At 37.7% G+C, this 15,521-nt stretch carries 15 protein-coding genes and 2 pseudogenes; 12 read left to right on the top strand and 5 right to left on the bottom strand.

Annotated elements, in window-relative coordinates; translation table 11 throughout:
• Positions 1–100 precede the first annotated feature (100 nt).
• Together AC623_RS09960 and AC623_RS09955 are read right to left on the bottom strand one after the other, a co-directional pair.
• Positions 101–346 carry a hypothetical protein gene (locus AC623_RS09960; protein WP_049662289.1) on the bottom strand — a complete coding sequence of 82 codons (246 nt, stop codon included), beginning with the start codon at positions 344–346 and terminating at the stop codon, positions 101–103.
• A 36-nt stretch (positions 347–382) separates the two neighbouring features.
• Positions 383–853 carry a hypothetical protein gene (locus AC623_RS09955; protein WP_049662288.1) on the bottom strand — a complete coding sequence of 157 codons (471 nt, stop codon included), beginning with the start codon at positions 851–853 and terminating at the stop codon, positions 383–385.
• 191 nt (positions 854–1,044) lie between these two features.
• Between AC623_RS09955 and AC623_RS09950 the strand changes: the two genes are divergently transcribed.
• The gene (locus tag AC623_RS09950; RefSeq protein WP_053104113.1) at positions 1,045–1,239 is read left to right on the top strand and encodes a DUF3916 domain-containing protein; all 195 of its coding nucleotides are present in this window, start codon (positions 1,045–1,047) and stop codon (positions 1,237–1,239) included.
• Between the two features lie 51 nt (positions 1,240–1,290).
• Positions 1,291–1,386: pseudogene (locus AC623_RS22170) on the top strand (SMI1/KNR4 family protein); the annotation flags it as partial.
• Between the two features lie 190 nt (positions 1,387–1,576).
• Here the strand turns inward: AC623_RS22170 and AC623_RS09945 are convergent.
• Positions 1,577–2,122, bottom strand: coding sequence for a GNAT family N-acetyltransferase (locus tag AC623_RS09945; protein ID WP_049662287.1), 546 nt, complete (start codon positions 2,120–2,122; stop codon positions 1,577–1,579).
• A 307-nt stretch (positions 2,123–2,429) separates the two neighbouring features.
• Here AC623_RS09945 and AC623_RS09940 point away from each other — a divergent pair, with 307 nt between their 5' ends.
• The 4 genes from AC623_RS09940 to AC623_RS09925 all read left to right on the top strand — a co-directional run bounded on the left by AC623_RS09940 (position 2,430) and on the right by AC623_RS09925 (position 6,121).
• Entirely contained in the window at positions 2,430–3,473 is a 1,044-nt protein-coding gene (locus tag AC623_RS09940) for an S-layer homology domain-containing protein (RefSeq protein ID WP_049662286.1), read from the top strand.
• A gap of 123 nt (positions 3,474–3,596) precedes the next feature.
• The gene (locus tag AC623_RS09935) at positions 3,597–4,313 is read left to right on the top strand and encodes an SDR family NAD(P)-dependent oxidoreductase (protein WP_231603448.1); all 717 of its coding nucleotides are present in this window, start codon (positions 3,597–3,599) and stop codon (positions 4,311–4,313) included.
• 425 nt (positions 4,314–4,738) lie between these two features.
• On the top strand, positions 4,739–5,386 hold the full coding sequence (locus tag AC623_RS09930) for a DsbA family oxidoreductase (RefSeq protein WP_049662285.1): 648 nt from the start codon (positions 4,739–4,741) through the stop codon (positions 5,384–5,386).
• A gap of 51 nt (positions 5,387–5,437) precedes the next feature.
• The gene (locus AC623_RS09925; protein WP_049662284.1) at positions 5,438–6,121 is read left to right on the top strand and encodes a type 1 glutamine amidotransferase domain-containing protein; all 684 of its coding nucleotides are present in this window, start codon (positions 5,438–5,440) and stop codon (positions 6,119–6,121) included.
• Positions 6,122–6,169: 48 nt separating this feature from the next.
• Here AC623_RS09925 and AC623_RS09920 read toward each other — a convergent pair whose 3' ends face one another.
• On the bottom strand, positions 6,170–6,844 hold the full coding sequence (locus AC623_RS09920) for a PspA/IM30 family protein (RefSeq protein WP_049662283.1): 675 nt from the start codon (positions 6,842–6,844) through the stop codon (positions 6,170–6,172).
• Positions 6,831–7,256 carry a hypothetical protein gene (locus AC623_RS09915; RefSeq protein WP_049662282.1) on the bottom strand — a complete coding sequence of 142 codons (426 nt, stop codon included), beginning with the start codon at positions 7,254–7,256 and terminating at the stop codon, positions 6,831–6,833. The genes AC623_RS09920 and AC623_RS09915 overlap by 14 nt, the downstream gene beginning before the upstream one ends.
• 207 nt (positions 7,257–7,463) lie before the next feature.
• Between AC623_RS09915 and AC623_RS09910 the strand changes: the two are divergent.
• The 6 genes and pseudogenes from AC623_RS09910 (at position 7,464) to AC623_RS09890 (ending at position 14,865) form a co-directional block, all read left to right on the top strand.
• Positions 7,464–8,190, top strand: a pseudogene (locus AC623_RS09910) (ABC transporter ATP-binding protein).
• Entirely contained in the window at positions 8,187–9,251 is a 1,065-nt protein-coding gene (locus AC623_RS09905) for an ABC transporter permease (protein WP_049662281.1), read from the top strand. Before AC623_RS09910 ends, AC623_RS09905 begins: the two are co-directional and overlap by 4 nt.
• 40 nt (positions 9,252–9,291) lie before the next feature.
• Positions 9,292–9,945, top strand: a complete 654-nt coding sequence (locus AC623_RS09900; RefSeq protein WP_049662280.1) for a TetR/AcrR family transcriptional regulator — start codon at positions 9,292–9,294, stop codon at positions 9,943–9,945.
• A 423-nt stretch (positions 9,946–10,368) separates the two neighbouring features.
• On the top strand, positions 10,369–10,539 hold the full coding sequence (locus tag AC623_RS21455) for a hypothetical protein (RefSeq protein ID WP_156187021.1): 171 nt from the start codon (positions 10,369–10,371) through the stop codon (positions 10,537–10,539).
• An 800-nt stretch (positions 10,540–11,339) separates the two neighbouring features.
• Positions 11,340–13,106 (top strand): ABC transporter transmembrane domain-containing protein, encoded by a 1,767-nt coding sequence (locus tag AC623_RS09895; RefSeq protein WP_049662279.1) that lies wholly within the window; start codon positions 11,340–11,342, stop codon positions 13,104–13,106.
• Complete coding sequence (locus AC623_RS09890) at positions 13,090–14,865, top strand: ABC transporter ATP-binding protein (RefSeq protein WP_049662278.1); 1,776 nt, start codon at positions 13,090–13,092, stop codon at positions 14,863–14,865. Before AC623_RS09895 ends, AC623_RS09890 begins: the two co-directional genes overlap by 17 nt.
• Positions 14,866–15,521 lie beyond the last annotated feature (656 nt).

The following is a 15,521-nucleotide window of genomic DNA, read 5'->3' as shown; positions in this document are numbered from 1 at the left end:
ACAGATGCGCAAAAGACTTTATATACTATATGAATTTCATTTTTCGGTATGCTAAAAGGTTTATAAGAATTGATATAAAACAAAGGTCAAGCCGTAAATTCTAAAGAGCTTGACCTTGAGCACTAGGGGAAATATTTTGGTTATTCATCATTCCGTCTATCGCATCAGGATCGTTAACGCCCGTCATATTCCCAGCGTTAAACACATTCCCGGCCTGAAAACCCATCCCGTTATTTACCTTTCGATGTGCAGCCCAGCCAGGCAATTGATTTTCACCGATAGAAATGGCTGAATTTGTATTCTGAGAATTCACATTGATAGAGCCTAATGTAAAAGCTATTGCCAAGTAAATCCTCCTCCTTTTTCCCTGTACCAGCAAATGTTAGCGGTTATCATTTATTTCACAGTCAATGACATCGGCATCCAAGATGAGAGAGGAGTTTTGCGTGTTGTGAACTTCCCCTGTAAATCTTCCTTGACCAGCATTTCGTTTACTATGTGAGCTCCAGCCAGTTAATTCATTTTCTCCAACAGAAACGGCTGCGCACGTATCCAGCACATTGATATTAATTTGGCCAATATCAATATCATTTTGGTTTTCAGCCATGTGTCCATCCAGTAGAATCGTTGGATTGTTTTGTATAGGAGTATCGATTAAATCATTATCCATTACGTAACTGTAATTATTTGAAACTTGAGAATGGCTGATGGATCCAAATCCATAATTGTTTTTTCGATGTGAAGACCAATTGTTAGCATAATTGGTCCCTACAAAAATTCCAGAAGAAGTATCAATAGAATTAACATAAATTTGATTCACGTTCACGTGATTCGTTATTCTGGCAGGAGTCAATATTTTCACTCCTTCACAATATTCGATACAATATAAGAACAAAATCTAGGCGATACTTTACCATATGTTGAACTTTGAGTAAGGGTTCGCGGTTTTTATTTTCTAAAGCTAAAAACCCTGTAATGAAAATGCATATAGCTATCTAGGGGATTTAAGCAGTATAAGTCATACTTTTAGCAGAGGGAGAAACGATGCCGAATAAAAAAATACGGGGATTAAAGCGTAAAACGAAAAAGATGATGGAGAGAATCGAGCAGGAAACAGAGACATTCCTGTCTGAGTTTTACAATGGGTATTGGCATCTGCATTTACCAGTTGCCCAGTCTTTCATTTCTTCAGCTAAAAAACTGTTTCTATCAAAAGGGCTTGCATGCAGACTTTGCTAGATAGAACAGAGCATTTAATCAAGATAAAGCCTTAATATAACGAGAAGCTGCTATGTTTGGGATCATGAAGACGATAGCCGAACCTGGGTTGCTTCCTCGTTGAAAGATTTTATGAAAGGATGGGCGGGAGGAACGGTTAGTATCTAGGAGATAGATGAATAGAAACAACAGTAAGATGGATGGGTGTGACGGTAGAGCTAAGTTTATAAGTGAGCCCATATATAGTTATCCTAATAAAGCAGAGAAAGTAGGAAGCGGACTTTCTCTGCAGAGAGAATGCATGTCCTCTCTATTCTAAAAAGCCAATTTTTATGAGGTTTGATTAGACTGGAAGACCTTATCCCTTAAATCTTCCCATCACAACGGTGTTGTAATAGCGGCCGTCTGAAAGGATTTTATCGTGTTCAAGTACGCCTTCGACTTTAAAACCAAACTTTTTGTAAAGGTGTATCGCTTTGTCGTTTGATTCTAGTACCTGTAAAGTGATTTTGGTGATTCCATTTGAATCTGCCCAAGCGATGGATTCCTTCAAAAGATTTGTCCCGATGCTTAATCCCCAATAATCTTGTAAGACACAGACCCCAAACTCTACTTTATGAGCAAAACGTTTTAAAAAATTTCCTTCACATCTCGAAAAACCGACGATCCGATCGTTTACGACTGCAACTAAAAAGAGATTTTTCTCATTTTCTGTATCTGCCTGGATAAGTGACTCAAACCCAGATGTATCAATGAAAGCTTCCCCTTTTTCTCTATCAAGGTTTTCAGTCTCTCCATCAATCTGTAATCTAACGCTTGATAGCTCCTCTGCATCTTTATTGACAGCCGATCTGATGATGTAGTCTATTCCATTAACAGTAAATTCCTTCTGGTTAATTTTCATCTTTTGGCCTCCCGTGTTTAGTTTTTTCCTTGTTTAATCGTAAAAAGTCTGCAGCAGACTCCTGCTTTTTTAGAAGAAACGATATTTTCTTATTATAGATTTATCTGCCATTCTTGCAAACTATGGGAGAATGATAAATTTGTATTTAGAGTGGACTATTCATTTTTAAGCCGGTGTTTGTCTTCGTCATTTTTACCGTTTTATGCAGCTGCATATTGTGTTAGTTTCTTAACCAATAGTAAAAAATTGGTTTTCGTTTGGTATAATAAATAAAATAATGAATTAAAGTGGAAAGGAGTAGAGAGACATGAAAAAAATGAAACATAGTTTGATTGCAGCCTCATTAGCAGGGATCCTTTGCTCAATACCTGCAGATTTAACAGAAGCAGCCAACTTTAATCCGGTATTAGCACAGCCTGCGAGTACATTTCCTTTTAAGGATGTGCCTGTACAATACAAGGAAACGGTATCGGCTCTTTATCAAAATAAGTTCCTTAATGGTGTGAGTGAAGATGCATTCGGTTGGGGGTTGCTAATCAAACGGGTAGATGCGGCTGTGATTGTAGCACGTGGCATCGGTTTTAGAAAAAGCTTGCATCTGCCGGGGGAGAGGTCGACGTTTCAGGACATTCCGGATCGTGCGAAAGATGAAATTTCCTACCTTCAGTTTTATAGAATCATCCAAGGAAAAACGGATATCTTTTTCGGCTCCAATGATGTGATCACGAGAGGAGAAGCCGCTATTATTCTCTCAAGAGCCTATTATGATGTACTATCATCTCCGGACGAAACGGTGCACCAATTTACAGATGCAACAGGGAGATACGCGACCGCCATCAACCGGCTTGCTGCTTCAGGGATTACAAACGGAAAGTCTCTTACGAAGTTTGGCACGAATGACCCTGTAACAAGAGGGGAGTTTGCTGTCATGACAGCCCGGTTGAGTGACCCGGCTTTATCCCCATCCTCTTACGGTGATCTTCCTTCTTCGCGAAATGGCTTGACAATAAAAACAGAAAAGGAAAGCTACAGCCTGTCGTCTGATACGGCTGTAAGTATAGTACTTGTTAATACGGCAGATTTCGATTATGCCTCTACCCGTGAATACATATTAGAAAAGAAACAGGGAGATAAGTGGCTGCAAATAAAATACAATTTGGGCACAGAATTTCTACTTGATCTGCCACCAATAGAAGCAGGTGAAAGTAAAAAAGTAACCCTCTCATTTGACAGATTTAGAACATTAATGACCGCAGGCAAATACAGAGTGAGGCATACATTTGGCCCCGCACATAGTGAAGGGAAAGAAGAGCCTGTACGTATAGCGGCTGAATTCACACTAACAGAATAGAAGGAAATGCAAGGCCGTTTTTCTGTTAGGTAAAGGGCGTGCTTGACCTTTTAATGGGAATGGTTGAGTAATAGATTTTTGGATTGATAATAAATCTGTATCAGTAAAATAAAAGAGGCTGTGGTGGATGGCGTGAAAAAAGCGGTAGTGGTTGGTGCAAGTTCAGGTATTGGGGAACAGCTTGCAAGGTTGTTATCGAATGAAGGATATATAGTTGGTTTAGTCGCTAGAAGAAAAGAAAAACTACTTGCTCTTCAAAAACAGCTCCCGCATGAATCGTATATCAAATGTATAGATATTGCACATTGGAATGCGAAAGATCTTTTAAAAGAATTTATTGAAGAGATGGAAGGAATAGACTTAATGGTAGTTAGTGCTGGTGTGGGGCATCTTAATCCTGATTTGATTTTAAGTTTGGAAAAAGAGACAGTAGACGTTAATGTTTCCGGATTTATAGCGATCACTAACATTGCCTATAACCATTTTTTATCAAAAGATTCAGGACATATAGTCGGTATATCGTCTATCGGAGCATTAATGGCTAATCCTGCTGCTCCTTCATATAATGCTTCAAAAACCTTTATATCGAATTATTTAGTGAGTCTTCGAAAAAAGTTCAAGCTTCAAAAAAATAATATTTTTGTAACGGATGTTAAATGCGGGTTCATTGATACGGAAATGGCCAAAGGCAATCGAGACAAGATGTTTTGGATGGCACCTCCAGAAAAGGCCGCTTTGCAAATATATGAGGGGATAAAAAAGAAAAAGAAGACAGTGTATGTGACTAAACGATGGCGCAGTATTGCTTGGTTATTAAAACTTCTTTTCTTATTTAATTAAAGATAAAATTTCTCTAATGTACATGAAACGACTGACCTTCAAAGAAATCGTTCAATTGAGCGGTTTCTTTTTATAATTAAATCCCGAAATAGCAAGAGATAGTATCACTTAAACATTTAACAGTGAGCGCACCAGTCAAAAGGCTGCTTTGAATAAATGCAAAAAACTCAGAAAAGGAAAGTTTAAGAAACAAAGGAAAGTGTCAACCAAATGCTGTTATTTTAAATGCTAAAATCACTGTGTGCAAAATTCAAAAAATAAATCAAAGATCAGCAATCAAAAAACTCCTCGGCCAATAAATGATAAAAACAAAAGAAAAAATAAAAATACAAAAGTATGTCAAAAATAATGGCGCCCGAGATGAATTTACTTTTCATTCAAGGGAATAGATCAGATGTACAGCATGATAAAAAGGGGGGATCACTGTGAGGATAAAAATTAAGGTGTATTCAGATTACGTCTGTCCTTTTTGTTTCTTAGCGGAAAAGCCGTTGGAGGAAGCCATCAAAGGAAAAGATGTAGAAGTAGAATGGATGCCTTTTGAGCTGCGTCCCTTTCCAAATGAAACGTTAAAGCCGGAGGGAGATTATTTGCAAAATACCTGGAAGCAATCAGTCTATCCGTTAGCGGAACGGATGGGAATCTCGATTGTTCTGTCAAAGGTATCACCACAGCCCTACACACATTTGGCGTTTGAAGGATATCAATACGCAAAAGAACAAGGAAAGGGAAACAAGTATAACGACCGAGTGCTTCGTGCCTTTTTTCAAGAAGAACAAGATATCGGGAATATTGAAGTACTGACAAAATTAGCTGGAGAAATAGGGCTTAACGAGGGAGAATATCGGACAGTCTTGGAGAGAAGAACTTATAAAGAGGAACACGAAAAGGCATTAAAACATGCCTATGAAGAAGCAAACATTACGGCCGTTCCAACGTTTGTCATCGGCAATACCATTATCGGAGGAATCCGATCTAAAGAGACGCTTGAGCAAATTATCAATGAAGAGAGCCAAAAGGAAACAGCGAATAGTTCAATCGAAGGCATGGCCTGCGATAGGGATGGCTGTTAAGGAAAAGGTTTTTTAAGAGTAAATAATAAAAATAAGGAAGTGAAGAAAGTTATGGCAAAAGTATTAACTGTTCTCTCAAGCGGATATAAGGACGAAAAAAACAACTATGAAACCGGGTGGTGGGGCGAAGAGCTTTTTGCTCCGTTACATGCCTTAGAAAAGGCAGGTCATCAAGTCGATTTGGCTTCTCCATTAGGAGGAAAACCGGTCGTTGATCAGGCTAGTTTCTTACCAGAATATGATCCTGAAGGGACGTATAAGGCGCTCTATGAATCAGGGAAGGCAGATGAAACAGCAAAACTTGCTGATATCAATCCAAAGGAATATGAAGCCGTGTTAATCGTTGGCGGACATGGAGCCATGTATGACTTAGCTAAAAATGAAGACTTACATCAAATTATTAATGCCGTTTATGATAATGGAGGGATTGTAGCTGCCGAATGTCATGGACCGGCTCCTCTTATTTGGACGCTGCGTCCGGATGGAAAAAGCATCATTGCCGGAAAGAAGGTAACAGGTTATCCGGATGAAATTGAACCAGAAGGATTGCTTGATATTTTACCTTTTAGCTTGGAACAAGAAATGACCAAAATTGCCTCTTATGATAAGGGAGACTTGTCTAAAAAAGCCCATGCCGTATGGGCGGATGAGCAGATCGTGACAAGCCGTGATCCCTTTTCATCTGAATTGATGGGAGAAGAACTAGTAAAGGTATTTGAGAAAAGAAATAAATGAATGTAAAGGGAAGCGCCGTAATAAAAAAAGGCGCTTCCCAAACATTGTTTAGGCTGTTTCTCTGGATGAACCTTGCTTTAGTTTTTGAAGCTCCTCTTGCAGAAGCTCTTCCAGGCTGCTATTCACATAGCCTTTCGCTGAAGGTTCATGTGGTTGTAAAGATTGACTAAAGGCTTGAACTTCTGACTCCATTAATAAAATACGATCTTCTGCGCGGGCCATTCCTTTTACGACGCTTTCAGAATTAAATGAAATAGCTGTTTGTTGCATTTGCTTAATTGATCGAGCTACGTTCGCTCTGCTGCTTAATAAAATTCTTTTATGCAGCAGCTCATTGGATGTTCCTTTGAATTCTTGCAATTTTTCTTTAAGGGACTCTGTCTGCTGCTGAATCGCTTTAAATTGTTCCATGTACAGCTTCAGCTGGTTTTCTTGGAGGCTTTTTTCATAAAGAGCGAGAGTGGCCATGTTGTCGTCACCTTGTTCTACTGCAAGCCTTGCTTGTCGCTCTCTTTTAGCAATCAACGCTTCTGTTTCAGAAATCAAGGCTTGTTGTTTTTTCTCAAGAAAAATTTGTCTAACAAGAGCATCCTGGCCCCTTGCCACGTTCTCTTCCATTTCTCTTCCATATTGATTTAACATCGCAATTGGATCTTCCGCTTTATCCAGTGCACCATGTAACTCTGCCATCATAATGGATTTCATTCTTTTAAAAAGGCACATCGTTGTCATTCTCCTTTTTCATCGTTTGATTTTTTTCCCATGTATCCAAAATATCAGCGTTGCTTTCAATAAAAATAGCGGAAGAGTCGGTTAACGGGATGTTCACAAATTGCTCAAGTGAATCATTTTTTCGGCGTAGCCATTTGAAAAACAAGACAACAGCTGCCAAGGCGATCACTAGGAAGAGAAGTAGGCCAATCCACGGGAAATACCCTCCATGACACGCTCCATGCATAACATGATGGGGCTCAAAACCAGGACCGCGTCCATGCCCTCTGCCCACAAAGCCTTGCTCAAGAGGTTGTCCGGAAGGGGAGAAGAAACTCATCAAGCTCAAAGCAAATTTGAAAAATAATAAGATGACTATCCCGATTGCCCCCCAAAAGAAACTTTTCTTCACATTTAATTTCATACTCCATTTCCTCCTTCCTTTCTTTGATAGGTTGAATTCTAAAGGGGGAAGGTGAAAGTTTGGTGAAAGGAGAATATTTCGTTGGAAAATAATGAAAATCTTGGGTTGCCTATGTAAAGAGATAATAAAGTTATTGAAAAACCACCAACTTAAAAATATAATAAAAGTAAGTGATTAAACACTCACCTTCAAGAGGGGGAATAAAAAATGAGTGAAACAAATACTATTCAAATTCAAGAAGTCACGAAAAGTTTCGGAAAGAAAGTTGTATTAAAAGACATCAACTTTGATATTAAAGAAGGTTGTATTTATGGTTTTATTGGGCCTTCTGGAGCTGGAAACATTAGTTAAAATGATAGTTGGTATGGATATTCCAGATAAAGGGTCTATCTATTTATTAGGTAAAAAAATGCCTAATTTAAATATCTTACAGCAAATTGGCTATATGGCACAATCAGATGCGTTATACATGGCCCTTACAGGTAAGGAAAATCTAATGTTTTTCGCATCCCTATTTAAATTAGATAAAACTGAAAAACAGAAACGCATTTCCTACGCTGCTGACTTAGTTAACCTAACTGCCGATCTTAATAAAAGAGTGTCAGCTTACTCAGGAGGTATGAAACGTCGATTATCTTTGGCAATTGCTTTAATTCAAAATCCTAAAGTTCTGATTTTAGACGAACCTACTGTGGGGATAGACCCTGAATTACGATTAAGTATTTGGACTGAGCTTTTAAGATTAAAAAATGAAGAAGGAAAAACCATTATTGTAACGACTCACGTAATGGATGAAGCAGAAAAATGTGACTACATCGCAATGGTTCGAGATGGTTCATTTATTGCAACTGGCACACCTCGCCAATTGAAAGACCAATATGAAGTAAATAGTTTGGATGAGGTATTTTTAGATGCGGGGAGGAAAGTACAATGAGAACAGTAGCACTTATTAAGAGAATTTTATTACAAATTCTTAGAGATAAGCGTACGTTGGCTCTTCTCTTTGTGGCTCCTTTATTAGTTTTAACACTAATGAACCTAGTTTTTAATGGAAATACCGTTGATCCTGTTTTGGGAGTTGCTAATGGGAATCAGCAAATCATTGAAAAATTAAAAGATGCTGACATTGAGGTCAAAGAATACAACAAAGTTTCAAATGTGAATGAAACTATATTAGATAAAAATTTAGACGGATTTTTACAAGTCGATGGCAATAAAGCAACAATAACGTTACTTAATAACGATCCTTCGATAGCAAAAAGCTTAGAAATGAAAGTAAAGCAAATTTATAGTAAAGAAATCCAATTAAAGCTAATGGGAGCAAACGCAATTCCGAGTGAACTTCCATCACAAGATTTGATGAAAACCAACTATGTATATGGTAGCAGCGATACAGAGCTTTTTGATACTTTTAGTCCTATTTTGGTAGGGTTCTTTGTCTTCTTTTTCGTTTTTTTAATCTCTGGCATTGGGCTATTAAACGAAAGAACAACTGGAACGCTAGAACGTTTGTTAGCAACACCTATTAAAAGAGGAGAGATTGTCACAGGCTATCTTGTTGGCTACGGTATATTAGCGGTGATACAGACCATTATTATTGTTTTGTTTGCAATCAATGTGCTAGATATGGTTTTAGTCGGTTCTATTTGGAATGTTATTTTAATTAATATCATCGTAGCACTTGTGGCTTTATCACTTGGAATATTGTTATCTTCTTTCGCAAGTTCAGAGTTCCAGATGATTCAGTTCATTCCAATTATCGTTGTGCCACAAATATTCTTTTCAGGCATTTTCTCTATCGAGGGAATGGCGGAGTGGCTACAAGTATTTGCGAACTTTATGCCGTTGTATTATGCAGCAGATGCGTTAAAAGGAGTAATGTACGAAGGTTTAAGTTTAACTGACATTAGTAGTAATTTATATATCTTGTTGGCTTTTTCAGCAGTATTTATCGTCTTAAATTTGTTTGCTCTGAAAAAGTATCGTAAGCTATAATACGGTAACGATATAGCGTTAAGCAAAGATGGTGAATAAAATGGTAAATAATAATCTATTGGATGAAATGGCTAAAATACTTAAAAAATCAAATAAACAAACGGTTAAACAAAAGAAAATTATTGAGGTTGCTATTACACTTTTTGCAGAAAAAGGATATTCAAATACTGCAACGTCAGAAATAGCAAAAATGGCAGGCGTTGCTGAGGGAACAATTTTTAAACATTATGGAACAAAGGAAAATTTATTATTATCTATAATGGTACCTTTTATAAAAGATTTTTTCCCTGCGATGGCAGATGAACTTATTGGAGAAATAATGAATGATAAGTGTACATTTGAAGAGTTTTTAAGAGCTTTTTTAACAAATCGTATTGCTTTTATCTCGGAAAACAGAGAAATATTTCAGGTAGTCATAAAAGAAATAATTTATAAAGAAGAACTTAAAAATGAAATACTTCCCTACCTTTTAGAAGCGGCGTCTGTTCGCTTAGTAAAAGTAATTGAGATATTCAAACAACGGGGAGATATAAAAGACATACCAAACGACTCAATCCTAAAAATGCTGGGCACAGTAATGAGTGGATTCTTTATTTCTAATTTTGTATTGTTAAATAAAAAATCCATTAGCGAAGATGCCATTGAAGATATCGTATTTTTTATACTAAATGGGTTTGGGCAATCTCCTCAATAAAAGGATTTTTATGAAATGCTCATTAGTAAGAAGAGACAATTAAAATGTAACATTTTCAATAACAAAGAGTAATGAGTTATATCGGATATATGTATTGAAGATTGTGATTAAATATACTTAAACTAACGGGTGCTTTAGTTAAAAAGAATGAAATGACTTTATTATCCTTTTTAGCAGTAAAATTCTTTTAGATCAATGTGGTTTTAAACAACTTCTAAAGTCCTTACTACATATCAAACATAGTAAGGCTTTTGTTTATTTTAGTGAATTAAAACAACTTTATTATCGCTCTACAGCCTAAAAAAGCAATAATATAAAAGCTCTATTTTAGATTAACTTTATTACACAAGCCGTAGTGAACAAGCAATTCAAAGTATATTTTTCTTCCCGTTACAAACCATATTTGTATCGGAGGTGAAGAAATTGAAAAAAGGCAATAACAATGAAAGCAGCAATGTTGAAAATGGCAACACGTCTCAAGATGAGATTATGAATAGAGTGAACCAAACGTTTGATGAAATGGTGCAAGAAGTAAGAAGTATGATTAACGACAATAATGAGGCAGTTAACAGGGAACAGTCAGAACGTTCTTAATGATGTTTTTAAAGCTTTTTGACATAAATCATTTTCCAGCAGATACAAGAACCAAGAATGCAGTTATTCAATTTAATACGGAAAAACATTAAAAAAGCTAAAAACAATCGTTTTATGAAAAGATTGTTTTTAGCTTTTTTTATACATTAGGTTATTGCAAAAAATTGATTTGAAAGCCTGTATTTTTCGGAACGACAAGTCGGGAACAATAAGTTAATTCAGGATTAATTGATTAAGTAAAGATTCAAAAATGTGATTTTATTGCTTGTTAGAGTATATTAAACTGATTGTGACAGTATGAATTTAAACTAAAACCAGCATTATCTACAGTATTATCAATAAAACGTTGGTGTGTTGCCCCTTTTAGATGTGTGTACATGTATCTTTGCAGCCTAATTTTGTCCTTGCTCAAACGCCGTCCTGCCTGCTGTTTCCCCCGCAGTAATACATATTGCAACTCCCCCTAAAATCGCTGCCGCTCCACCTGTACTACCGACAGCTGCATTGTATTGTTCTGATCGAGGATATAAGAGTTGAATCCCTTGCTTAAACTAGACAATTAATAGACAATGATTGATAGAAGTGATATTTCTTTCTATTTGAAAACTGTCTAGTTTTTCTCTAAACTTATATTTGTTCAAAGGTTTTGGTTTTTGAAGTGAATTGGAGGCCGACACGACAGTTCACAGCGTTTAGCAGTAAAAATGAAAGATGAAAAGCACTCGCAAATGAGTGCTTTTTATTTGGTGTAGAGGAAATGACAGGGTTCATATTCTTATGTTTTTATAGGGGGTGGTTGAATGAAGGTTTTTATGGATTTGAAATGGTTCTTTAAACAGGAAAAAAGACCATATATTGTAGGAATCCTTTTATTAATTATTGTTGCGATGCTTGAATTGGTTCCGCCAAAAATCATTGGGATTATTGTAGATGCGATTAAAGAAGGGACTTTAACAGGAAGCGAGCTTCTGAAATGGATGATCATTTTAACAGTCACAGGCATTTCGATGTATGTCATTCGCTATTTCTGGCGGGCTATGATTTTCGGTTCCTCTCTTAAGCTTGCTAGACAGCTGCGGGATATGCTGTATGCTCATTTTACAAAAATGTCGCAAACCTTCTATCAAAAGAAAAGAGTAGGGGACTTAATGGCTCATGCGACGAATGACTTACAGGCAATTCAGCAGACCGCTGGAGCCGGCGTATTAACAATGGTCGATTCTTTGACGATTGGAATTGCGGTTGTTGTGATAATGGCAGCTACGATCAGCTGGGAATTAACGCTGATTTGCTTAATCCCCATGCCATTCATGGCGATTATGACAAACTGGTATGGTCGTTTGCTTCATGAACGGTTTTACAAGGCGCAAGAAGCCTTTTCATCTTTGAACGACAAAACGCAGGAAAGTATTACAGGAATTAAAGTCATTAAAACATTTGGTCAAGAAAAGGAAGATGTCGAAGAATTTTATCACCAATCAGCAAATGTCGTGAAAAAGAACTTGGCAGTTGCACGAGTGGATGCCTTATATGATCCAACCATCGCTGGCATTGTAGGGGTCTCTTTTTTCTTATCCATTGCTTTTGGTGCGAAGTTTGTCATAGACGGAATGATTACAATTGGAGAACTCGTCTCGTTTAATGCCTATTTAGGGCTGCTCGTCTGGCCGATGCTGGCATTTGGCTGGCTTTTTAATATTTTAGAAAGAGGAAGAGCCTCTTATGACCGGATAAGGAAGATCCTAAACGAACCCGTGGATGTAAAAGATACACCAGATGCGCTAGATCAAGTTCCAACTGGGGATATTGCGTTTCATATTAATGATTTTACGTACCCAGGAGAACAGCACCCTGTATTAAAACAAATTCACTTTCGATTAAGAAGGGGAGAAACCCTTGGCATTGTCGGAAAAACAGGAGCTGGAAAAACGACGTTACTAAAACTTCTCATTCGGGAGAGTGAAGGTTTTGATGGAGACATTTTGTTTGGCGAAAGACGTATAGACCAATATAAACTTGAAAGGCTTCGTGAAGCCATTGGTTATGTACCACAGGAGCATTTTCTATTTTCTGCGACGGTTGCAGAAAACATTTCATTCGCAAAGCCGGACGCTTCAATCGAGGAGGTTCATCATGCCGCGAAATTAGCGAAGGTGGATCAGGATATTCTTCAATTTACGGATGGATATGAGACGATTGTTGGCGAGAGAGGCGTCTCCCTTTCCGGTGGACAAAAGCAGAGGATATCCATTGCCAGAGCATTATTAATGCAACCAGAAGTCCTAATTCTTGATGATTCCTTATCTGCTGTTGATGCGAAAACGGAAGAAGGGATCCTCGCATCATTAAGGGAAACACGTGCTGGAAAAACAACGATTATTACCGCACACCGTTTAAGTGCTATCCAGCATGCAGATAGGATTGTCGTTCTTGATGAAGGAGAGATTGCCCAAATGGGTACACACGATGAGCTAATGGAACAGGATGGCTGGTATAAGGAAATGTATCTCCATCAGCAGTTAGAAGCACTTGTAGAGAAAGGGGGATCTCATGGGCAAACCAACTGAATTTACAAAACAGGAGCAGCGTACGATCCTATTTCGACTGCTTTCCTATACGACCCCTCATTATAAAAAAATTATTTTTGCCTTTATCCTGCTGACGCTGGCTACATTGGGGGAAATTGTCGGACCGCTAATGATTGCGCACTTTATTGATCACTATTTAGCACCGAGACATCTTCCTCTTCAGCCATTGCTCTTTTTAGGAGGAGGCTACCTTGCAATTCATGTAGCAAGGTCGTTTATTACGTATTTTCAACAATATAAATTTCAGGAGATTGCCTTAAAAATCATTCAAAAAATCCGTGTGGATGTCTTTACAAAAGTACAAGGGCTCGGGTTAAAATATTTTGATAAGACTCCAGCGGGAAGTACTGTTTCTAGAGTGACAAATGATACAGAGGCCATAAAGGAACTGTTTGTAACGGTTCTCGCCAGCTTTATCCAAAGTGGATTTTTAATTATCGGTATTTTTATCGCGATGTTCATTTTAAATGTGAAATTGGCAGTATTTTGTTTAATCATTCTTCCGCTTGTCTTTTTGATCATAAAAATGTATCGGAAATACAGTTCACGTTATTATGCGGAAATGCGTGAACAATTAGGTCTGTTGAATGCAAAGATTAATGAATCATTGCAGGGCATGTCCATGATCCAAATGTTCAGACAGCAGAAAAGACTGGAAAGAGAGTTTTCAACGATCAACGAAAAGCATTTTCTTGCCGGTCGCAGAAATATTAAACTAGACAGCTTGCTCTTAAGACCTGCAGTCGAGCTCGTGTATTTTGGCTCTTTAATTATGGCACTAAGCTATTTCGGGATTACCTCTTTAAATAGTCCTGTCGAAATTGGTGTGGTCTATGCTTTTACAACGTATTTGCATCGTTTCTTTAGGCCAGTGAATGACGTGATGAGACAGCTATCGTTGTATCAACAAGCCATTATTGCTGCTGGCAGGGTATTCCGACTGCTTGATGAATCAGAAATGGCACCAGAACAAAAGAATGAGGGTGAAACAAAAATCAAAGACGGAAAAATCGAGTTCCGTGACGTCAGTTTTTCCTATGATGGGAAAAAGGATGTGCTCAAAGATATTTCCTTCACGGCAAAACCGGGTGAGACGGTCGCGTTGGTCGGTCATACGGGTAGCGGGAAAAGTTCAATCATTAATTTGCTGATGAGGTTTTATGAATTTGAGCGAGGGGATATCTTGATTGATGGGATGTCCATTAAGGAATATTCACGTGAGGAGTTACGGGAAAAAATGGGACTCGTTCTTCAAGACCCTTTCCTATTTTATGGGACGATAAAGGATAACATTCGCTTGCATAACGATTCAATGACCGATGAAAAAGTAAAAGAAGCAGCGGAGTTTGTTCGGGCACATCGCTTTATCGAAAAGCTAGAAGATGGTTACGAGCATCGAGTCGTTGAGCGTGGCTCTACTTTCTCTAGTGGACAGCGGCAGCTTATTGCATTCGCGAGAACCATTGCGACAGATCCAAAGATCCTTGTTCTCGATGAGGCGACGGCTAATATTGATACGGAAACAGAAGAAGAAATTCAAGCTGCTTTAGCAAAAATGCGTAAAGGGAGAACGACAATTGCGATCGCGCACAGATTATCAACGATTCAAGATGCTGACTTAATTCTCGTCTTGCATCAAGGAAACATTGTCGAAAGAGGAACACATCAGGAACTATTGGCGCAAAAAGGACTCTATTATCAAATGTACCAGTTGCAAAATGGTCTCGTCATTTCGTAATAGTTGTCACAAAAGATTCACGTGAACAAAAACACTTTGTTATATGTTTATGTATTCTCCAAGAGATTGATTGTCTTTCTCAGAGGTAAGTTAGATGCTCAATAAATTAAGAATGCTATTGAAGCTTTAGCTTAAGAGCTAAACAAAGGAGTTTCCTCAGAAATTTTAGTGATAGCGGAGGAGAATAGAACAAAAAGGTTTGTCCTGCAACAATGAGCTGACTCTTTAAGGAGTTGGTTTATTGTAATTCATTTTGGAGCATTATGGATATTTCATCTATAATGGGAATAGTGTTAGTTGCGAGTTTAAACTGGACAATATCTCCAGTTTAAACTTTCCCCGATTGGCTTTATATCAGGGTTTTTTAGGGCTTTGTAAGTTTTTAAATGAACTGTGATTTTCGGTAGTTTTCTATAGTTTGTTACCACGATGTTACCAGAAGGTGACCAATATTTTCGTGAGAAATATGTAATTGATGCGTGTAAAAGAGTAGGATTTTGAGATGTGATAGTGTGCCAAATGTAAAAGTACGGCGCTCTTTGGTTAGCTGCCAAGGAGTGCTTTTTATATAAGCAACTGTTGAACAGATAACACCTATTACCTGAACAGATCTAGAAATGATGAACGGTCAAAATGGGGAAGATTGTTCCCGTATA

The sequence above is a fragment of the Bacillus sp. FJAT-27231 genome, assembly GCF_001183975.1.
In the GTDB taxonomy this organism is placed as follows: Bacteria; Bacillota; Bacilli; order Bacillales; family Domibacillaceae; genus Pseudobacillus; species Pseudobacillus wudalianchiensis.
Note: the sequence above shows the minus strand (reverse complement) of the source record. Positions and strands in the feature narration are given on the sequence as shown.